The sequence below is a fragment of the Pseudomonas artemisiae genome, from assembly GCF_057128685.1.
The window spans coordinates 1-18,644 of sequence record NZ_JBSKHS010000026.1 but is presented as its reverse complement, the minus strand read 5'-3'; the positions used below and the strand labels follow the sequence as shown (position 1 = coordinate 18,644).

Sequence of the window (18,644 nt, the reverse complement as noted above, 5' to 3'; positions counted from 1 at the left end):
GGGAAGTTCGCGGTCAGGGGCTGTAGATTCGCCCGCCCCAAGGCCGCAACCAAGGAAGGTAACCCATGCAAGCTCAAGTACCCTTTACCTACGCTCAGCTGCTGAGCCTCGCCCAGAGCAGCGCTGAGGTAGGGCAAGCCTGTAATTGCAGTGCTGCCTTACCGCCAGGCTGGTCGGGTTGGCCGATTGGGTTGAGGGAGGCGCAGTTGCAGCCGATAGGTACCCTGGCCGAGTTTGACGAAGAAGACGCCACCCTGGACGAATATCACCCCGCTGGGACCTACTACTGGTCCGCAAACGCGCCTATTGCCCCCCGGTATTACCCCTACAACCAGTGCGGCCTGTGGGCGTGTAGCCTGTGCCAGCGGGTGTTCCTGCGCTACAACGATGACGGTGCCTACCACAGCGAGGCGCGTATCCGCCGCTTGACGCCGGAACTGCTGGTGGACGCGGCGCACCAATATGGCGGGCGCTACCGCCTGGGCCTAGCGTAGCGGTCTTAGGCTAAATCCCATCCAGCGAACGGGGTTCGTGCATTGGGCAACCCTGGTGCTTGGCGCGAAACCCCGCCGAGTGTTCGTAGGCTGGCTTGCGTACTCGCATCACCCCGCCCAATGGCCTGTGCGCCGTTACCCCATGCCAGGGGCTGAACGACATATTCTGGTCCACCGCGCTGACACGTTGTTCAGACCAGGCTGCCTGGGCTGGAATATCGATACGCGCCACGGCGCGGTACGGGCTTTTATCTTCTGGCCATACCACCGAGGCATCCTCGATAGGCATGTCCTCAGTGCTGGTCGCCAGTTGTACACGCACTTCCCAGGCGCCGGCTTGCTCGGCAAAGTAGTCCTGCACCGCTTCACGCAAGCCGTCAGGCTTGTCGTCCAGGTCCACAGGCTGGTCCGTCAGCGCTACCAAGGCAGGCGCTACTGGAGCGACGCTAATTTTTGCGTAATAAGTGCCATACAGCAGGGGCACTACGGTGTAAAAGGTTTCGCCCAGTATATGGGTGAGCGGGTGGGCCCCCAAGCTCTTGAGGGTGCTGCTTTCCCCACCCAGGGCCTCTACCGTGGATTCGATACCCCGCAGCGCGGCCGATAGCGCTTTTTTCATCGTTGGGGCTTTGTCAGTGGTTTTGGCCAGCAGCTTCAGGGTTTTCAAAAATGCCTTTGGGTCCGGCGCGGTAAAGGCCTTGGCGTTCTGCATCACGAAATCCTGCGTGGTATCTGCCTCGCTCCCCGGTAACCGCTCGCCCGGCACGGCCAACACTTTCAGTGCCATCCCCCGCGGCGTAGACACCTTGTCGTCAAGGATATCCCCAGGGTTGGTAGACAGGCGCATTACCACAGGGAACTGGCCTGCCTGAGCAAAGATGCCCTGGGCCAGTTCCGCAGGCAGCCCATTGAGCACAGTAAGCGTGCCGGTAAGCAACCCATGGGCCTTGGCGTGCACACTGCGCACCGGGTGGCCATAATCCGCTGAGGTAGTGTCCAGAATGCTCTGCATGGTCTCGACCAGCGCCTTGCTGGTCTCCTGTTCGTCTTCAGGGACCTGTTCGAAAGGCGGCTGAAAAGCAATCGGCACTGCGCCGGACGGCTGGGTACTCATAGCTACACCTCACCAGGTTGATCGCGGAGGCGCGCCATGGGGAAGGTTCTAATGACCGACTGTAGGCGCGACTTAGTGTCGACCTTGGGGGGTGGGGGGATGTTCCATTAAGGTTAAGTGCAATTTTTTACTGTGCTAACCATTCCTATGAGCGGAAGGATCAGGCTCCAAGTGCCATCATGCGAAGAGACATCCTTGTAGCTAGCGTGGTTGCAACATAGATCATCTGAAAAAGCCCGTCACTCGACAGACTTTTGTTCGAAGCTATAACAGCGTTACCACCCGTTCGACAGTCTGTCTAAGCACCGCCAAGGGCCGCTAGGGATATTGCCGGCGCCCCACGCCGACGAGGGGCCTCTACTGCAACGCTTTCCAATTTTTTATAATGTCCTTGGCAGGGACCATAGAGTATACCCATTCTCGCCCCTCCTTGTTTTTCTCGAATAACCCTAGCTCAACGAGCCCGTTGAGCGCCGACGCCGCGGTATTATAAGAACATCCGAGGTTATGTTGGACATTGGTGATGGTAAATTGTGTCGCAGTATCTGTTTTTGCTACATGCAGCACGATCCTTTGCTTTTCGTTTAGGTCTTTATATAAACCTGATTCGATAATGAAGTTATTGAAATCCGCAATTCCCCTGGCCGTGTCTTCGTAGGCGGCCTTGAACTGCTGCACCGCTTTAGAAATTATTCGCGCCTGAAAGTCAACGAAGTACGTCAAATCCAGATCGTCACTTTCTGTATACAGGTAGCTCTTACCATATTGTGAAAAAGCTGCCTTCAGAGGCGTGCTGATGGTTATATATCTAAATGCATCGTATCCATTCTTGAACATGAACCAGTAAAACAGCGAACGTGCCACTCGACCATTACCATCGTGAAACGGATGCTCAAAGCCTATCATAAAATGAAGAATTATGGCTTTTATCAGGGGATGGAAGTAAATAGCCGAATCCGCCGCCCCGTGATCTTGGTTGATCCACTCTGCGAGCTTTTCAAGCCTGCTTTCCAATCCTGCCGCGGGAGGGGGGGTATAAAGTACGTTATACTCTCCGTCCTCTACAACAACGGTGTCTGTGACCCTGAAGCTCCCCGGATGATATTTTTCGTCATTGATGCCCTCGACACCTGCCTGATGGATATCCAAGATCAAGTCAGTAGTGAGTTTGCTGTGTCTGGACTTCCACGCGCACTGCATCATTCGGAAATTGCCAAGGATCATCTTTTCATCGGGCGTCCTTGGCTGTCTGTTACGCCGGAGCATATCTTTCGCAATAATAGTGGTGGTAGCCGCACCTTCCAATTGACTGCTGCTTATTGCTTCGTCTTGTATTAGGTCTTTGAGTAAGTAGTCAACGTGCTTGGCCTCTCCGATTTGTTTGCTCATCCATTGCAACATGGCTGTAGTTGTATTTTGGTCTACCGCCGTGAATGCTCGGTTGATAGCAGGGGTTAGATAGAGACTTGCCATTTTCGATGGCTCATCAATAGCGATTACAGGGGCAAGCACCCCAAGCCTGGCTTGTTTGACCAAGGCCCATACCAGCTTTGGGTCTAACCCCGAAGGTGCCCTGAACCTCATCTTGTCGTAATGAAGATACCTGCCTTTTTTATCCAAGACAGACATGTGTTCAAGGTACTCCCCTAGCCGCTCAGAGTGGTGCTCAAGCAGCTCTACGAACGGATTTGGGGGATGGGGGGGCGGGCTCTTGATCATGGTATGTCTCAAAAAACGCAGATTTTGAGAGATGGTAGGCCTAAGCACACTATTTTTCAATTTCGCCGCTTATTGAGTTATTAGGGACAATTGCCTGCTAGGAAGGAGCGCTGGATGGGCTGATTAGGCTCTGTACGAAATGGTTTGGGACGAAGGTCAGGCCGGGCCTCGCGGGCAAGGCGAACACCGCCCTGAAACAAAAAAAGCCCACCGCAAGGGTGAGCTTTTTTGATACTGCGAATGGTGCCGGCACCAGGAATCGAACCCGGGACCTACTGATTACAAGTCAGTTGCTCTACCAGCTGAGCTATACCGGCAGGTAAGGGCGCTGATTATAGCGATTAGCGGCGCGCTGTAAAGCGCGGCGTGTCATAGGTTTGCTGCACAGGGGCATTGCAGCCGCTTTAGGACGTTTCCTACAGCAGGGAGGGAGATTTCGACCAGCCTGTACAGAAAGCGCCTACAGGTCGATTGGCCTCCTCAGCCTCACCATGGCGCCTCCCTTCGCCGCTGCGCCTGGGTCGGGGCATAACCGTGCAGTTACGGCGCGGTCATGTGTTCGCTCACCGCGCTGATAAAGGCGAAAATTCATAGCTTTTCCCTTATCGAAAACAAAGAACGATGCTGATACAGGCCGTGGCATACAGGCCATTATCGAAATGGCAGGAGACCACCATGCCAACCGCGCTGATTGTGGATGACCAGCCTTATATTTGGGCAAGCGTTGCAAAGGTTCTTAAGGAAGAAGGGTTCACGACCGTGGCGCAAGCCGGGGATGGGGTTCAAGCCTTGTCGCTGGCGCGCGAGTTGCGCCCGGCGTTGATTGTGTTAGAGATTGCCATTCCCAGACTGGACGGAGTAGATGTGATCCACCGCATCAAGCGCCTGGCCTTCACTACCCGAATCTTGGTGCTCACAACGTATCCCCCGGAGTATGGCGCCGAACGTTGCCTGAAGGCGGGTGCTGCGGGGTTCCTTTGTAAAACCAATACGCTCGACGAGTTTCGCAGCGCAGTGCGTACCCTGGATGCTGGGTTTATCTTCTTTCCCAACCTTGAGCATTGCCAAGACGGCCCTACGGTCGGCGACCTGGACGAGAGAAAACGCATCGAGCAGTTGTCCGTACGGGAGTTGGCGGTATTGCGTTATTTAGCCGTGGGGCTAAATAACATTCAAATTGGCGAGAACCTGTTATTGAGTAACAAGACCGTCAGCTCCTATAAGTCTCGGTTGGTGGCCAAGCTGAAAGTGAAGTCGGTAGTGTGCCTGGCGGAATTAGCCCGGCGACACAACTTGGTTTAAGACTATTCACACAAGCCATTAAGAGCGTCAAGCCGGCGCGACGCGGGCCACATCAAGGTTGCTCAAGGCTTTTGCACAGAGTTATCCACAGGTTGTTACCTGCGTTGGGCCAGCAGTAGGAGGTTGCGCGGCGTGATAGCGGCGTCGCAAAAGGTGCCCAACTGTACTTGGTAACCCTGTTCTGCCAGCCAAAGCGCGCGGTCTAGCACCAGCCATAGTTCCAAGGGCCGTCTGAACAGCGCGCGGGGTAGCTCCAAGTTGCGTACCTGTGCCAGCCGGGCCCAGCCGCTGGTTTCTAGACGGGCCCAGGCCACCGCTTCTGGAACATGCACGCCTTTGAGGGCCGCGAGGTAGCGACAATAGTCCTCGAAGGGCTTTGCCAGCCAGCTCACAGATAAAGACGGCGTGGGCAGGTAGCTGTCCACCCCCCGTAATTGGCGTTGTAACAGGTCGAAGCTTAGCCGCCGGGCCATGGACGTGTCTCGCTGGCGAATCACGCGCGCACCGGCGGTCACCGCTTCGCTGGCGGGCAAGGCTAGGTCTTCAAGGCTCAGTTCCAGCTTGATGGCCTGGCCTTGGGCAGACAACGGCTCATACGCTTGTGCGCTTGTGCGGTTATAGCAGCAGGGGGCTATCGCCAAGGCACCGCACCCGGCTTTAGCAGCAAGCTGCAATAAACGCACATGCAGATCGCCGCAGGCATGCAAAGCCACAGGCGTAGCACCCGCGGGCAATACGGTGTTCGGGGAGAGCACGTTTACGCACAGGTGCCTGACGGCCAGCCTATGCTGCTCGCTCATGGCTTGGCCCTCGGCCACCAAAGCCGGGTTGTATTCGTAGCAGGTCAGGGGCTGGCCTGTACTGCTGGCCAGACGGCGGCCCAGGTGCCCCTTGCCAGCGCACCAGTCTAGCCAGTGCGCTGGGGCCGGCTCAAAGCTTAGGTGGCGGGCGAAGGCTTCAATTTGCTGCCATTTGCGGCCGGGCACGTCCCGCGCCAAGCGCGCAGGCGCGGTTGGAATGGGGTATTGAGGCAAGGGGCCAACGGCGCTGAGCTGGGTGGCTTCAATGGCCAGGGCCGGGTAGGGCGCGGGGGCTGGCAAATCGAGCGGTGCATCAAGCCCGGCCTCGGCTTGAGCCAGGCTGCGCCCTTGTAGCCATTGCCAAAGCTCGGGGTAGGCCTGTTCCCAATCCAAGTGGAGATGCATAAAAGGCCGTGGTTTCCATAACCCTTCGTGCTGCTTGAGGAAGGCCCCTAAGGTTTGAAAGCGCGCTGCTAGCTGTTCTGCTTGCAACATGCTTAGCGAATGCTAAAGGGGAAGTACTTGTCGTTGATCTTCTTGTAGGTGCCATCCAGCAGAATGTCTTTGAGCGCCACGTTCAAGCGCGTTCGCAGCGGGTCGTTGAGGCGGGTAGCGATGGCCACGGGGTCGCCGTCTTTCACAGGTTCCCCCTTGAGCTCGAAGCCTTTGCCCGCATCAGTGCGCAGCCATTCATAGGCACTGTATTTGTCGCCCAGGGCAGCATCTAACTGGCCATTGGTTAAAGCCACGTAGAGCTCGTCCTGGGTTTGGAAATTTTGCACGATCGCTACGTCGGCGGCGTTTTCTTGGAGCCAGGTGGCCGCCAGGGTGCCTTCCTGAGCGCCAAGGGTTTTGCCCATAAAGCTACCGTGGTCGCCGGTCAGGTCACTGGTGGGCGCAGCGATGAACTGCAGCTTGTTGATGTAGTAAGCGTCGGTGAAATCCACCAATTGCTTGCGCTGCTCGGTGACCGACAGCGAAGAGATCAGGAAGTCGAAGTTATTGTTATTGAGCGCCGGAATAAGGTTCTCGAAATCAGCCGTCACGATCTCGCACTCCACCTTCATTTTGGCGCATAGCGCCGCGCCGATGTCGGCGTCGAACCCTACTACCTGGCCACTGGCGTCGGTGTCATTAAAAGGCGGATGACCTCCCTCCATGCCCATGCGCAGCTTTTCGACCGCATAGGCAGATGGCACCAGGGTGAAGGCCAGCAGGCAGGCGAATAGCGAACCAGACAGTCGAGCCATGTAGCGAACTCCAGTGAGCAAGGTAACGGTGAATATCGAGGCAATGTCGCTTCGACAACGGTTATGACAGAAACATCACGGCCTGCTGCTCTTAGCTGTGACATTTTATTCAAGGCGCATTACCTTGCTTGGTTACCGAGTAACACCTCTAAAAGCTGAAACGATTATCCCGGTTGCACCCTTTTAAGCATCAAAGGTGTTACCTGATGCACGAAAAAGGTGCGTTTTTCCTCTACTGAAGTGAGTAATCCGGTAATCTTTCCTACAGTCTGCGGCAAAAAGCCCTATTGCTCAAAGGCTTGCCATAAGGCTGCACACCTTGGGCGGCGCGTCTTCTGAAAGATTTTGCATCAATTTGGCGCGCATTTTGCCTGCCATGGGGGGAACGGCGCGTTACCTGCCCCTGTGCAAGTAACACAGGCTGTGGCCGTAAAAGTCGCTTTCTAGGAAGGTATACCTATGAGCAGTATTCAAAACGCCGGTGGGCTTGCCCAAGGGCTTAAACAGCGTCATGTGACCATGCTGTCGATTGCAGGCGTTATCGGAGCTGGTTTGTTCGTGGGGTCTGGCCATGCCATTGCCGAGGCCGGGCCTGCGGTGCTGTTAGCCTACGCGGCAGCGGGTACGCTAGTGGTGTTGGTGATGCGCATGCTGGGTGAAATGGCCGTAGCCTCCCCAGACACCGGCTCGTTCTCAACCTATGCCGATCGCGCCATTGGCCACTGGGCCGGCTTCACCATCGGCTGGCTATATTGGTGGTTCTGGGTGTTGGTGATTCCACTGGAGGCCAACGCTGCCGCGGCTATCTTGCACACCTGGATTCCAGAGGTTCAGGTATGGGTATTCGCCCTTATCATTACCGCCGTGCTGACCGTCACTAACCTGTTCAGTGTGAAGAACTATGGCGAGTTCGAGTTCTGGTTTGCGTTGCTCAAGGTAATCGCCATCGTTGCCTTTATCGTGGTGGGCCTGGGTGCAGCGTTCGGCTTCGTACCGGGCAGCCAAGTGAGCGGCTTTAGCCATGTGACCGACACTCAAGGCTTTATGCCCAATGGGCTGGGCGCCGTGGTCGCGGCCATGCTAACCACCATGTTCTCCTTTATGGGCACCGAGATCGTAACCATCGCGGCGTCCGAGTCCCGCGACCCAGGCCGGCAGATTTCCAAAGCCACCAACTCGGTGATCTGGCGTATCTGCCTGTTCTACCTGGTGTCTATCTTCTTGGTGGTTGCGCTGGTGCCGTGGAACGACCCAGCCTTGCCGAAGCTGGGCTCGTACCAAACCGTGCTGGATCTGATTGGGGTGCCGAACGCCAAGCTGATCGTGGACATCGTGGTATTGGTAGCGGTAACCAGCTGCCTGAACTCCGCGCTCTACACCTCTTCGCGCATGCTCTTCTCCCTTAGCAAGCGTGGCGACGCACCTAAGGTGGCACAACGTACGTCCCGCGTAGGTACGCCATATGCCGCGGTTATTCTGTCCACGGCGGCTGCGTTCCTGGCTACTTTCGCCAACTATGTAGCCCCGGCAGAGGTATTCGACTTCCTGCTGGCCAGCTCCGGCGCCATCGCGCTGCTGGTGTACTTGGTGATCGCATTCTCGCAATTGCGTATGCGTCGCCAGGCCGAGGCCCGTGGCGAGAGGCTGACCTTCAAGATGTGGGCCTTCCCTGGGCTTACCTACTTGGTCATCGCCTTTATCATCGCGGTGCTCACTGTGATGTTCCTGCGTGACGACCATCGCGTGGAGATCATCGCCACGGGTTTGCTGACCGTTGCCGTGGTGCTGGCCGGTTTGCTCGTGGACCGCCGACGCAAAGCCGCTGGCCATCCTCGGGTAGCACTGGGGTAACCAGCCGCGCTAGCTGACCTGGAAGACAAAAAGGCCGCAGCCTGTGAAGGGCCCGGCCTTTTTGTTTGAGCGGGCCTACCAGCGAGGGCCATCGAAGTGGCGGTACTCCCAGTGCCGGGGCGGCGGGGCGGGGCGGTAATACACCGGTGGCGGGATTTGCTGGTAGTAGACCGGTTGCGGCGTCCGCTGATAATACACCGGCCGCGCAGGTTGATAGTAATACCTAGGCTGGGGTGCATAACGCCGCTCATAGCGGTCGTCGTGATGACGATGGTGATGATGGCCGCCGTCCCAACTGCTGGCAATCAGCGCGCCTACGGCTGCTCCGGCAATTACCGGCACGATTAGGTTGCGCTCGTCCGCCGAGGCCGTACCGGCAACGCCAGCCACGGCCACGGCGGTGGACAGAATCAGGGCTTTGGTCAACTTCGCGAACATGGTGTCTCCTCGGGCGCCGCTTGTGGTCGCGCCATGGAGCTATCAAACACCATTGCTGTGTAAAGTACCGTCTAGGAAGCGTAAAGGTTTGGTAAGGGCGCGGCGTTTGACGCTACACCGGCTGCCGTGTAGCAATCTCCTCGGCCGCCGCCTGATAGGCTTCGATGAACTCAGGCGTTTCCATCAGCGCGATGGCATCTTCTTCGCTCATTTGATGCTGCCGTTCGTAATACGCCACCCATAGCGAAATGATCAGGTCTTCCACGTCGCTTTGCGCGTAGTTGTCGATCACCAAGGCCAGAGGGGAGTTTTCGAGGAAGGCGGCACACAAGGCTTGCAGGGCATCGGCTTCGGCCTGGGCCATGGCGTCGAACAGCTCATCGAACGCATCGATTTCCATGCCGCCTTCGAAAAACTCTTCCATGCTGATGGTATCGGGAGAAAGCGCGTCCGGGTTCTTGGGTGCTGGCGCGTCTGCCAGGTTGTTGCGGGTGATGCGGTTCTGCCGGGCCTTGGCCGAGGCGCGTTTGTTCTTCTTTTGCTGCTTGCGGGGGGAGGACATAAGGCGGGCTCCTGTGCCGGCGCGAAACATAGCACTATAGCCTGCTAGCTATAGGGGCTGAATAGTTCGCCAGCTATCACTGGTGCCCATATCCGGCACAACAAAAAACCCCTGAACCTTGCGATTCAGGGGCTTACATAAGATGGTGCCCAGGGACGGAATCGAACCGCCGACACGGGGATTTTCAATCCCCTGCTCTACCAACTGAGCTACCTGGGCAACGGGGCGCATTAAACGGGTTTTTCAGGGTTGCGTCAAGCGTTGGTGCAAAAAAATTTTAATCATTACCGTCGCTTACGGGGCAAACCCTTATTCGGAGGGCGGAACGTAGCCTTCTGCCTGGGCATATTCCTCGCCAGACAGAAACTTGTCCATTTCCACCTGAAGGAATTTGCGGTCTTCGGCATTCATCATGTTCAGCCGGCGCTCGTTAATCAGCAGGGTCTGGTGTTTCTGCCAATCGGCCCAGGCTTTCTGCGATACGTGCTGGAAGATGTCTTCGCCTTTGACGCCAGGGTAGGGCGGGCGCTCCAGGGCGGGCAGTTCTTCTTTATATTTGCGGCACATTACGGTGCGGGTCATTCGGGTTCTCCTGCGTGCAAGGCGGCTGTCGCACGCTCCAGCAAGGTTTTCACCGGGGCGGCGAGGCCCAGGCGCGGTGGGTTGGCGAGGTTATACCAAAGCCAGTCGGCCTCGGCCACGTGGCTGCCGCGGGTGTTCACCCGTACCAGCCACGGCTCGATGGCCAGTTGGAAGTGGCTAAAGGTATGGGTCAGCCCCGCCAATGCCTGGGTGCCCAGCAGGCTGAGGTCATGCTGGGCAATCAGGTGTTCGATGTCGGCATAGCTATCGAGTTGCGGCAGGCTCCACAACCCGCCCCACAGCCCTGTGGAGGGGCGGCGGTACAACAGAATATGGCCCTCGGCATTGGCCAGCAGCGGCATCAGGGTTTGCCGCTGAGGCAGCGTTTTGCGCGGTTTGGGCGCGGGGTAACGGGTTTCTTCGCCCAGCAGGTGAGCGCGGCAGCCTTCTCGCAAGGGGCAGAGCAGGCAGCTAGGGCGGCTGCGGGTGCACAGGGTTGCGCCCAAATCCATCATCGCCTGGGTGTAGTCATTTACGCGGGCGTGGGGGGTATAGCGCTCGGCGGTTTCCCACAGCGCCTTGGCAACCTTGGGCTCGCCGGGGTAACCGGCTTGCGCGGTATAGCGCGCCAACACTCGCTTAACGTTGCCATCAAGGATGGGGGCACGCAGGCCCATGCTGATACTGGCAATGGCGCCTGCGGTGGAGCGGCCAATGCCGGGTAAGGTTTCCAACAGAATCGGGTCCCGCGGGAATTCCCCCTGGTAGTCCGCCATCACGATGCGCGCGGCCTTTTGCAGGTTGCGCGCGCGGGTGTAGTAGCCCAGGCCCGTCCACAGGTGTAGCACCTCGTCTTCAGGGGCTTCGGCCAGGTGGCGCACTGTGGGCAGCGCCTCCATAAAGCGGTCGAAGTAATTGAGCACGGTGCTCACCTGGGTCTGCTGCAGCATGATCTCCGACACCCACACGCGGTAAGGGTTGATCTGCTGCTGCCAGGGCAAGTCGTGACGGCCGTGCCGGTCGAACCAGGTCAGCACGGCGGTGGAAAACTGCTCGGGGCTCATCGTTTGAACAGGCCTTTAAGGGCGTCTTTGATCTCTGGGCTGACTTTATCCCCCAGCTTGTCTTCGATCTTTTCTTCGAGTCGGTTACGTACCGCCTGAGTCGCTACCTGGCCAATGCCTTCGCGGTCTACTCGGCAGGCACGGGCGCCGAGCTCCAAGGGGCCACGGCAACGGATAGGCAGCTCCAGGTTGGCGAACCGGTCATTGACCTGGCAAGCAGGGTCGGCCATGTTGCCGCTCTCACCTTCCACCACCACGCCTACGCGGTAGTCCAGGCCCAGCACGCGCAGGTCGATGTCACCCTTGCCGTTGACCCGCAAGCCAGGAATGCTGGCGTTGAAGTCCGGGTTGTTGGCCACGCCGTCGCGTATCGTGAGGGTGCCGTGCAGGCGCTGGAACGGTGTGTCACGCCCGCGGGGTTCGCTGCTGAGGGTTTTACGGTTGAGCAGGGCGATGCCTTGGCACAGTTGTTGTTCCAGGTTGGCATTGACCAGCACGCCGTTGTCCAGGGTAAAGCGGCCTTGGCCATCCAGGTTATCGATCAAAGCCTTTTGGCTGTTGCCCGCGCCTTGCAGGTCCGCGTCCAGGGTCAGCAGGCCGCGCACCGGAGGCGTGGCGGTGCGGCCAGCCAATACGGCCTCTACCGGCACGCGGTTGAGGTGGGCTTGAGCATGGACAGTGGGTACCTCAGGGCGCACATCGAGGTTACCGCTGGCACTGAATTCGCCTTGGGCAATCTGCCCGCTCAGGGCTTGAAGCTTGAGCAGCCCGCCGCTGCCCGTGGCACTGAGCCGGGCGTTGTCGATCGGTAGTTTTTGTACGGTCAGGTGGCCTAGGCTGAGGTCCGCTTGCAGGTCCAACGCGCGCAGGCGCTCCACTGGGAACAGCCGGTCGTCGCTCCAGGCCTGACGCCCGGGGGCATCGGGCAGGGGCGAGTTGCCGCCGCTGGCCATGGCCGCGGCTTCGGTGCTTTGCACTTCTGCCTGGCGCGCGGCGGTGGTGCCCTGGGCTTGCTGGCTATCAGCGGGCAGGTAGCGGTCCAGATCCAGCGTGTCGCCCTGCAACTTGATGCGCAGTGCTTGGCGGGCGATGTCGTCCACGGCCAGGCGGCCGGTCAGGGCGCTGCCGTCTAGCTTGATGGAAAGGTCTTCCAAGGCCACGGCATTGCGGTTGCCGGTCAGTTGGGTGACCAATTCTACTTGGGTCAGCGCGGTAGCGTCAGCCGTGGCTGGCACCGGCTGGCCAATGCCTTGCAGGAAGGCACGCAGGTCCAGTTGGGCGATAGACAGTGCGCCGCTCAGTTGCGGGGCGCTGTTCACATCGCGCAGGTGCAACTCGCCGAGCGCGCGGAACTGGTTGGCGGTCACCTTGAGGTTGTTCCAGTCCGCCACATTGGCGGCCAGGTCGGCCAACAACTGCCCTTGGGCAGAGAACGTAAGGGTTTGGCCCTGCAAAGGCGCGCCAGTGAGTTCGCCCCCCAGGCGCATGTCTTCGAACTGGTACCGCTGCACGGACGGGTCGAAGCGCAACGTGCCCTTAAGCTCGGTGCGGGCGCGCAGCTCCGGCTGATTGGTTCCCAGGAAGGCAGTGAGGGTAACGGGCGTATCGGTAGCCGAATGCACGGTGCCGGTACTCAGTTGAATGCTTTCAGCAGTGAAGCTGCGGCCGCTTTGTTCGTCCAGATAGGTGACCCGACCGTTATTGAGGGTCAGGCTGTCAATATCCAGCTTAAGTGGGCGGCGTGGCTCGGAAGGCTCAGGCGCCTCGCCAGGAGTTGTCGAGCCTGCACTGTGTGGCTGCTGCGCATCGCCAGGCAGGGGCTTGCCCAGGTCTTCCCAGTTGCCATGGCCTTCGGCGCTGCGGTGCAGGTTCAACTCCAGGCCGTCCACCCGTACGTCGCTCATTTGCACTTCGCGACGCAGCAGGGGCAGCACGCGTACCGATAACCCCAGCAACTGCAGGTTAGCGATGGGGCTGTCGGGCTGGGCCAGGGTGGCCACGCTGGCGTCATGCAGTTCCAGGCCGAGCCAGGGGAACAGGCTCCAGCCGATGTCGCCGTTGAGGGTAAGTGCTACATGGGCTTTATCGCGGGCAAGCTTACGGATTTGGTCTTTGTAATCGTTGGGATCGATAAAATGGGTCAGGGCGAAGCCGAGAGCCACGATGATCAGCAACAGCCCGAGTACGAACAGCCCCAGGATTTTGCCGAACGCTTTCATGGGCAGGGTCCTTGTGGTTCGAGTCATAGTGTGGCGCGAGTATAGCGTTTTGCCCGGCCCTACAGCGCCTCGGTTGCGCTTAAGTCTATTTTCGTCACCGCCCATCGGGATCACTCCGGGCCAGAGCCTCTGCATGAAAAAAGACGATAGCAGTTTGCTTCCACTGGCTGAAACAAATGGGTACTCTGCGCACCTCTAAGGCTTTTGCGACAAATTGTCGCGTTTTCGGGATCGCTGCCGATAAAACGATCACGTGCGGTTCGCACGCAAGATCGTGGCAATCCTCGTGTACCAGGTGCCCGCCTGGTATTGCAGCCGTGAGCCACACCACAACTAGGGGTAGTACATGACGCAAAGCACTCACGCGGCGGGAGCGGCTCAGCAGCCGGGTTTCTTCGCCAAAGAACGCATCATCGCAAGGCCCGGTTTCAACCGCTGGCTGGTGCCACCAGCCGCGCTGGCCATTCACCTGTGCATCGGTATGGCCTACGGGTTCTCGGTGTTCTGGCTACCCCTGTCCAAAGCGCTGGGGATTAGCGCGGCGGTAGCTTGCCCAGCAGACATGGGCTTTATCAGCCAGATGTTTTCGTCTAACTGCGACTGGCCGATCTCTATGCTCGGCTGGATCTATACGCTGTTCTTCATCTTCCTCGGTTGTTCGGCGGCTGCCTGGGGTGGCTGGCTGGAACACGCAGGCCCGCGTAAGGCTGGCGTGGTATCGGCTTTGTGCTGGTGCGGCGGCCTGGTGATCTCGGCGCTGGGTGTGTACACCCACCAGATCTGGCTGATGTGGATAGGCTCGGGCGTAATCGGTGGTATCGGCCTGGGTTTGGGCTACATTTCGCCGGTGTCCACGCTGATCAAGTGGTTCCCGGACAAACGCGGCATGGCAACCGGCATGGCGATCATGGGTTTCGGTGGTGGCGCCATGGTGGGCGCGCCTTTGGCTACCGCGCTGATGTCGCATTTCGCTACGCCAACCAGCGTGGGTGTATGGCAGAGCTTTCTGGTGATGGCCGCGATCTACTTCGTGTTCATGATCGGTGGCGCGCTCACCTACCGCGTACCGCCAACTGGCTGGAAGCCTGAAGGCTGGGTTGCTCCGGCGAAGAAAGCGGGCAATACCTTGATCACCGACCGCCATGTGCATGTCAGCGTGGCCTGGAAAACTCCGCAATTCGCGCTGGTATGGCTGGTGCTGTGCCTGAACGTTTCGGCCGGTATCGGCATTCTGGGCATGGCCTCGCCGCTGCTGCAGGAAGTGTTCGCGGGTAAGCTGCTAGGGACCAATCAGAGTTTCAGCGAACTGGCCCCGGCGCAATTGGCACAGATTGCCGCCATCGCCGCAGGTTTCACCGGGCTGCTGAGCCTGTTCAACATTGGCGGGCGGTTCTTCTGGGCTACGTTCTCGGACTACATTGGCCGAAAGTATACTTACTTCGTGTTCTTCGCCTTAGGCATGGCGCTTTATGGCTTGGTGCCTAACCTGGGTCACCTGGGTAACATCGCGCTGTTCGTGGCAGCGTTCTGCATCATCCTGTCCATGTACGGCGGTGGCTTCTCTACGGTCCCGGCTTACCTGGCAGACCTGTTCGGCACCCAGATGGTCGGCGCCATTCACGGCCGCTTGCTCACCGCGTGGGCCGCGGCTGGGGTACTGGGCCCGGTGTTGGTGAACTACCTGCGTGAGTACCAATTGAGTACCGGCGTGGAACGCGCCGCGGTGTATGACACCACGCTGTATATCCTGGCGGGCTTGCTGGTGCTGGGCTTTATCTGCAACGCGCTGATCCGCCCGGTCGCCGACAAGTACTTCATGACCCCTGAGCAACTGGCCGCCGAGCGCGCCCTCAGCCATGACAAGGGCGCTTCGGGCTCTACCGTGCTGGAATGGCGCGGCGCGCCTAGCACTCGGCCATTGGTGGTTGCTGCCTGGCTGGCGGTAGGTATCCCGCTGGCGTGGGGTGTGATCGTGACCATCCAGAAGACCGCTGTACTGTTCCACTAAGCGTTTGTAATCCCCAAACCCCGCCTTGCCTTTCGGCTTGGCGGGGTTTTTCGTTTCTTCGTCGTGTTCGCTTCATGCCACCCACGGTATAGGCCTATACTGTGGCCCTTTTTCGCTAATGAATCAGTGCGGAGTTGGTGATGGCCGAACGTAAGGCGTTCGTCGAGCGCAACACTCTGGAAACCCAGATCAAAGCCTCGATCAACCTGGATGGCACCGGTAAGGCCCGGTTCGACCTTGGTGTACCTTTTCTGGAGCATATGCTCGATCAGATCGCCCGCCATGGGTTGATCGACCTGGACATCGAATGCAAGGGTGACTTGGCCATCGACGACCACCACACCGTCGAAGACGTGGGCATCACCCTGGGCCAGGCCTTCGCCCGCGCCGTGGGGGATAAAAAAGGCATCCGCCGCTATGGCCATGCCTATGTACCTCTGGATGAAGCCTTGTCGCGGGTAGTGATCGACTTCTCTGGCCGCCCAGGCTTGCAGATGCATGTGCCTTACACCCGCGCGGTGGTGGGGCGGTTCGACGTAGACCTGTTCCAGGAGTTCTTCCAGGGCTTCGTCAACCATGCCCAGGTCACTCTGCACATCGACAACCTGCGCGGTGTGAACACCCACCACCAGATCGAAACCGTGTTCAAGGCCTTTGGCCGGGCCCTGCGCATGGCCGTGGAAGTGGACGAGCGCATGGCTGGCCAAATGCCCTCCACCAAGGGTGTGCTCTAATGCAAACGGTAGCGGTGATCGATTACGGCATGGGCAACCTGCACTCCGTGGCCAAGGCTCTAGAGCATGTGGGCGCTGGCAAAGTAGTGGTGACCAGCGACGCGGCGGTGATCCGCGAGGCGGACCGCGTGGTCTTCCCCGGCGTGGGCGCCATTCGCGACTGCATGGCGGAAATCCGCAGGCTCGGTTTCGACGCCCTGGTGCGGGAAGTGAGCCAGGATCGCCCCTTCCTGGGCATTTGCGTGGGTATGCAAGCGCTGATGGAGCGTAGCGAAGAGAATGATGGCGTGGACTGCATCGGCCTGTTCCCTGGCCAGGTACGGTTCTTCGGGAAAAACCTGCATGAAGGCGGCGAGCACCTGAAGGTGCCGCACATGGGCTGGAATGAGATCAGCCTGGCCATTGACCATCCTCTGTGGCATAGCATCCCGGACCAGGCCCGTTTTTACTTCGTGCACAGCTACTACATCGAAGCGGGCAAGCCCCAGCAGGTAGCGGGCCGTGGCCATTATGGCAAGGACTTCGCCGCCGCGCTGGCGGAAGGCTCTCGCTTCGCCGTGCAGTTCCATCCTGAAAAAAGCCACACCCATGGCCTGCAGTTGCTGCAGAACTTCGCCAGTTGGGATGGCCGCTGGTAAGGATTTTCAGCTGCAAGCTATAAGCGGCAAGCTGCAAGTTAGAAGCACAACCACCGCTTACGCTTGCTTTTACTTATAGCTTGCAGCTTGCTACTAATGCCGAAGGAATTCCCATGCTTATTATTCCCGCTATCGATCTGAAAGACGGTGCCTGCGTGCGCCTGCGCCAAGGGCGCATGGAGGACTCCACGGTGTTCTCCGACGACCCCGTGAACATGGCCGCCAAGTGGGTAGACGGCGGCTGCCGTCGGCTGCACCTGGTCGACCTCAATGGCGCTTTCGAAGGCCAGCCAGTCAACGGCGAAGTGGTCACGGCTATCGCCAAGCGTTACCCCAGCCTACCGATCCAGATCGGCGGGGGTATTCGTTCGCTGGAAACCATTGAGCATTACGTCAGGGCAGGTGTGAGCTACGTGATCATCGGCACCAAGGCAGTCAAGCAGCCTGAGTTCGTGGCCGAAGCCTGCAAGGCGTTCCCGGGCAAAGTCATCGTAGGGCTGGACGCCAAAGACGGTTTCGTCGCGACCGACGGCTGGGCCGAGGTCAGCAGTGTGCAGGTGATTGACCTGGCCAAGCGTTTCGAGGCTGATGGCGTGTCAGCCATCGTCTACACCGACATCGCCAAGGACGGGATGATGCAGGGCTGCAACGTACCTTTCACCGCCGCGCTGGCCGAGGCCACGCGGATTCCAGTCATCGCCTCTGGCGGCATCCATAACCTGAGTGACATCAAGGCCCTGCTAGATGCCAAGGCACCGGGCATCATCGGCGCCATCACGGGCCGCGCCATCTACGAAGGCACCCTTGACGTAGCCGAAGCCCAGGCGTTTTGCGATACCTATTGAGCCACGAGCTGTAGCAGCCGGGCTTGCCCGCGACACATGCCCGTTTTCTTGCCGCTTGAAGCTTAAAGCTGCCGACGAAGGAGGCCCCCGCATGGCCCTAGCGAAACGCATCATCCCTTGCCTGGACGTGGACAACGGCCGGGTTGTGAAAGGCGTGAAGTTCGAAAACATCCGCGATGCCGGAGATCCGGTAGAAATCGCCCGCCGTTACGATGAGCAGGGCGCGGATGAAATTACCTTTCTGGACATCACTGCCAGTGTCGATGGCCGGGACACTACCCTCCATACCGTGGAGCGCATGGCCAGCCAGGTGTTTATTCCGCTGACCGTAGGCGGTGGTGTGCGCACCGTGCAGGACATCCGCAACCTGCTCAATGCCGGCGCGGATAAGGTCTCCATCAATACCGCCGCTGTTTTCAACCCCGAGTTCGTGGGTGAAGCTGCCGCGCGTTTCGGCTCCCAGTGCATCGTGGTCGCCATCGACGCCAAGAAGGTGTCTGGCCCCGGCGAAATACCGCGCTGGGAGATTTTCACCCACGGCGGGCGCAAGCCCACGGGGTTGGATGCCGTAGAGTGGGCAAAGAAAATGGAAGGCCTGGGCGCGGGGGAGATCCTGCTCACCAGCATGGACCAGGACGGCATGAAAAGCGGCTTCGACCTGGGCGTGACCCGCGCCATCAGCGACGCTTTGGGCATTCCGGTGATTGCTTCAGGTGGCGTAGGCAACCTGCAACACCTGGCCGACGGTATCACCGAAGGCCATGCCAGCGCGGTATTGGCAGCCAGTATTTTCCACTTCGGTGAGTACACGGTGCCCGAAGCCAAAGCGTTTATGGCCGCCCAAGGGATTTGCATTCGATAATACGGGCCTATTCGCCAGCCTCCTGTGTAGGAGCCAGCAAAGCTGGCGAATGGTCTTTATTCGCCAGCTTTGCTGGCTCCTACAGAGTGAACTGCGCCCCAAATGTTGGACACCTATCCAACCTTATGGGGCGTTTTTCATGGGTAAGTACTCAAAAGACTT

Annotated in this window: 17 protein-coding genes and 2 tRNA genes; 8 read left to right on the top strand and 11 right to left on the bottom strand. The window is 59.0% G+C overall.

The features are described 5' to 3' along the window. Positions 1–65 precede the first annotated feature (65 nt). A complete protein-coding gene (locus ACWKV4_RS20060; protein WP_483833954.1) occupies positions 66–494 on the top strand; it encodes a hypothetical protein in 429 nt (142 codons plus the stop codon). 10 nt (positions 495–504) lie between these two features. On the opposite strand, the gene ACWKV4_RS20055 is transcribed toward ACWKV4_RS20060, so the two are convergent. The 3 genes from ACWKV4_RS20055 to ACWKV4_RS20045 all read right to left on the bottom strand — a co-directional run bounded on the left by ACWKV4_RS20055 (position 505) and on the right by ACWKV4_RS20045 (position 3,644). Then, positions 505–1,608: a catalase family protein gene (locus ACWKV4_RS20055; RefSeq protein WP_483833953.1), complete on the bottom strand. Its 1,104-nt coding sequence runs from the start codon at positions 1,606–1,608 to the stop codon at positions 505–507. A 357-nt stretch (positions 1,609–1,965) separates the two neighbouring features. After that, positions 1,966–3,327, bottom strand: a complete 1,362-nt coding sequence (locus ACWKV4_RS20050; protein WP_483833952.1) for a Fic family protein — start codon at positions 3,325–3,327, stop codon at positions 1,966–1,968. A 241-nt stretch (positions 3,328–3,568) separates the two neighbouring features. Continuing rightward, positions 3,569–3,644, bottom strand: a tRNA-Thr gene (locus ACWKV4_RS20045). A 358-nt stretch (positions 3,645–4,002) separates the two neighbouring features. Between ACWKV4_RS20045 and ACWKV4_RS20040 the strand changes: the two genes are divergently transcribed. Beyond that, on the top strand, positions 4,003–4,629 hold the full coding sequence (locus tag ACWKV4_RS20040) for a response regulator (protein ID WP_483833951.1): 627 nt from the start codon (positions 4,003–4,005) through the stop codon (positions 4,627–4,629). A 95-nt stretch (positions 4,630–4,724) separates the two neighbouring features. Here the strand turns inward: ACWKV4_RS20040 and ACWKV4_RS20035 are convergent, their stop codons facing one another. Then, positions 4,725–5,924: a methyltransferase gene (locus ACWKV4_RS20035; RefSeq protein ID WP_483833950.1), complete on the bottom strand. Its 1,200-nt coding sequence runs from the start codon at positions 5,922–5,924 to the stop codon at positions 4,725–4,727. A gap of 2 nt (positions 5,925–5,926) precedes the next feature. After that, positions 5,927–6,679, bottom strand: coding sequence for a transporter substrate-binding domain-containing protein (locus ACWKV4_RS20030; RefSeq protein WP_483833949.1), 753 nt, complete (start codon positions 6,677–6,679; stop codon positions 5,927–5,929). Between the two features lie 459 nt (positions 6,680–7,138). On the opposite strand from ACWKV4_RS20030, the gene gabP reads away from it, so the two are divergent. Continuing rightward, entirely contained in the window at positions 7,139–8,530 is a 1,392-nt protein-coding gene (gene gabP, locus ACWKV4_RS20025) for a GABA permease (protein ID WP_483833948.1), read from the top strand. A 75-nt stretch (positions 8,531–8,605) separates the two neighbouring features. On the opposite strand, the gene ACWKV4_RS20020 is transcribed toward gabP, so the two are convergent. From ACWKV4_RS20020 to ACWKV4_RS19995, 6 genes are all read right to left on the bottom strand, one after another. Continuing rightward, positions 8,606–8,968, bottom strand: a complete 363-nt coding sequence (locus ACWKV4_RS20020) for a hypothetical protein (RefSeq protein WP_483833947.1) — start codon at positions 8,966–8,968, stop codon at positions 8,606–8,608. 112 nt (positions 8,969–9,080) lie between these two features. Then, positions 9,081–9,530 (bottom strand): hypothetical protein, encoded by a 450-nt coding sequence (locus tag ACWKV4_RS20015; protein ID WP_483833946.1) that lies wholly within the window; start codon positions 9,528–9,530, stop codon positions 9,081–9,083. A gap of 143 nt (positions 9,531–9,673) precedes the next feature. After that, a tRNA-Phe gene (locus tag ACWKV4_RS20010) sits at positions 9,674–9,749 on the bottom strand. A 90-nt stretch (positions 9,750–9,839) separates the two neighbouring features. Next, positions 9,840–10,112: an oxidative damage protection protein gene (locus ACWKV4_RS20005; protein ID WP_483833945.1), complete on the bottom strand. Its 273-nt coding sequence runs from the start codon at positions 10,110–10,112 to the stop codon at positions 9,840–9,842. Then, complete coding sequence (mutY, locus tag ACWKV4_RS20000; RefSeq protein ID WP_483833944.1) at positions 10,109–11,176, bottom strand: A/G-specific adenine glycosylase; 1,068 nt, start codon at positions 11,174–11,176, stop codon at positions 10,109–10,111. Before mutY ends, ACWKV4_RS20005 begins: the two co-directional genes overlap by 4 nt. Next, complete coding sequence (locus tag ACWKV4_RS19995; RefSeq protein WP_483833943.1) at positions 11,173–13,395, bottom strand: AsmA family protein; 2,223 nt, start codon at positions 13,393–13,395, stop codon at positions 11,173–11,175. The genes mutY and ACWKV4_RS19995 overlap by 4 nt, the downstream gene beginning before the upstream one ends. 346 nt (positions 13,396–13,741) lie before the next feature. Here ACWKV4_RS19995 and ACWKV4_RS19990 point away from each other — a divergent pair, with 346 nt between their 5' ends. From ACWKV4_RS19990 to hisF, 5 genes are all read left to right on the top strand, one after another. After that, entirely contained in the window at positions 13,742–15,403 is a 1,662-nt protein-coding gene (locus ACWKV4_RS19990) for an OFA family MFS transporter (protein ID WP_483833942.1), read from the top strand. 140 nt (positions 15,404–15,543) lie between these two features. Next, on the top strand, positions 15,544–16,137 hold the full coding sequence (gene hisB, locus ACWKV4_RS19985) for an imidazoleglycerol-phosphate dehydratase HisB (protein WP_483833941.1): 594 nt from the start codon (positions 15,544–15,546) through the stop codon (positions 16,135–16,137). Further along, positions 16,137–16,775, top strand: a complete 639-nt coding sequence (gene hisH / locus ACWKV4_RS19980; RefSeq protein ID WP_483833940.1) for an imidazole glycerol phosphate synthase subunit HisH — start codon at positions 16,137–16,139, stop codon at positions 16,773–16,775. Before hisB ends, hisH begins: the two co-directional genes overlap by 1 nt. A 113-nt stretch (positions 16,776–16,888) precedes the next feature. Next, positions 16,889–17,620 (top strand): 1-(5-phosphoribosyl)-5-[(5-phosphoribosylamino)methylideneamino]imidazole-4-carboxamide isomerase, encoded by a 732-nt coding sequence (gene hisA, locus ACWKV4_RS19975; RefSeq protein ID WP_483833939.1) that lies wholly within the window; start codon positions 16,889–16,891, stop codon positions 17,618–17,620. A 91-nt stretch (positions 17,621–17,711) separates the two neighbouring features. After that, the gene (gene hisF, locus ACWKV4_RS19970; protein ID WP_483833938.1) at positions 17,712–18,482 is read left to right on the top strand and encodes an imidazole glycerol phosphate synthase subunit HisF; all 771 of its coding nucleotides are present in this window, start codon (positions 17,712–17,714) and stop codon (positions 18,480–18,482) included. The last annotated feature ends 162 nt before the right edge of the window (positions 18,483–18,644 follow it).

Coding starts and splice junctions, on each gene's coding strand:
- ACWKV4_RS20005 (WP_483833945.1), bottom strand. CDS start 10,112: ATGACCCGCACCGTAATGTGCCGCAAATATAAAGAAGAACTGCCCGCC.
- ACWKV4_RS20015 (WP_483833946.1), bottom strand. CDS start 9,530: ATGTCCTCCCCCCGCAAGCAGCAAAAGAAGAACAAACGCGCCTCGGCC.
- gabP (WP_483833948.1), top strand. CDS start 7,139: ATGAGCAGTATTCAAAACGCCGGTGGGCTTGCCCAAGGGCTTAAACAG.
- ACWKV4_RS20055 (WP_483833953.1), bottom strand. CDS start 1,608: ATGAGTACCCAGCCGTCCGGCGCAGTGCCGATTGCTTTTCAGCCGCCT.
- ACWKV4_RS19990 (WP_483833942.1), top strand. CDS start 13,742: ATGACGCAAAGCACTCACGCGGCGGGAGCGGCTCAGCAGCCGGGTTTC.
- hisB (WP_483833941.1), top strand. CDS start 15,544: ATGGCCGAACGTAAGGCGTTCGTCGAGCGCAACACTCTGGAAACCCAG.
- hisA (WP_483833939.1), top strand. CDS start 16,889: ATGCTTATTATTCCCGCTATCGATCTGAAAGACGGTGCCTGCGTGCGC.
- ACWKV4_RS20035 (WP_483833950.1), bottom strand. CDS start 5,924: ATGTTGCAAGCAGAACAGCTAGCAGCGCGCTTTCAAACCTTAGGGGCC.
- ACWKV4_RS20020 (WP_483833947.1), bottom strand. CDS start 8,968: ATGTTCGCGAAGTTGACCAAAGCCCTGATTCTGTCCACCGCCGTGGCC.
- ACWKV4_RS20050 (WP_483833952.1), bottom strand. CDS start 3,327: ATGATCAAGAGCCCGCCCCCCCATCCCCCAAATCCGTTCGTAGAGCTG.
- mutY (WP_483833944.1), bottom strand. CDS start 11,176: ATGAGCCCCGAGCAGTTTTCCACCGCCGTGCTGACCTGGTTCGACCGG.
- ACWKV4_RS20060 (WP_483833954.1), top strand. CDS start 66: ATGCAAGCTCAAGTACCCTTTACCTACGCTCAGCTGCTGAGCCTCGCC.
- ACWKV4_RS20030 (WP_483833949.1), bottom strand. CDS start 6,679: ATGGCTCGACTGTCTGGTTCGCTATTCGCCTGCCTGCTGGCCTTCACC.
- ACWKV4_RS19995 (WP_483833943.1), bottom strand. CDS start 13,395: ATGAAAGCGTTCGGCAAAATCCTGGGGCTGTTCGTACTCGGGCTGTTG.
- ACWKV4_RS20040 (WP_483833951.1), top strand. CDS start 4,003: ATGCCAACCGCGCTGATTGTGGATGACCAGCCTTATATTTGGGCAAGC.
- hisF (WP_483833938.1), top strand. CDS start 17,712: ATGGCCCTAGCGAAACGCATCATCCCTTGCCTGGACGTGGACAACGGC.
- hisH (WP_483833940.1), top strand. CDS start 16,137: ATGCAAACGGTAGCGGTGATCGATTACGGCATGGGCAACCTGCACTCC.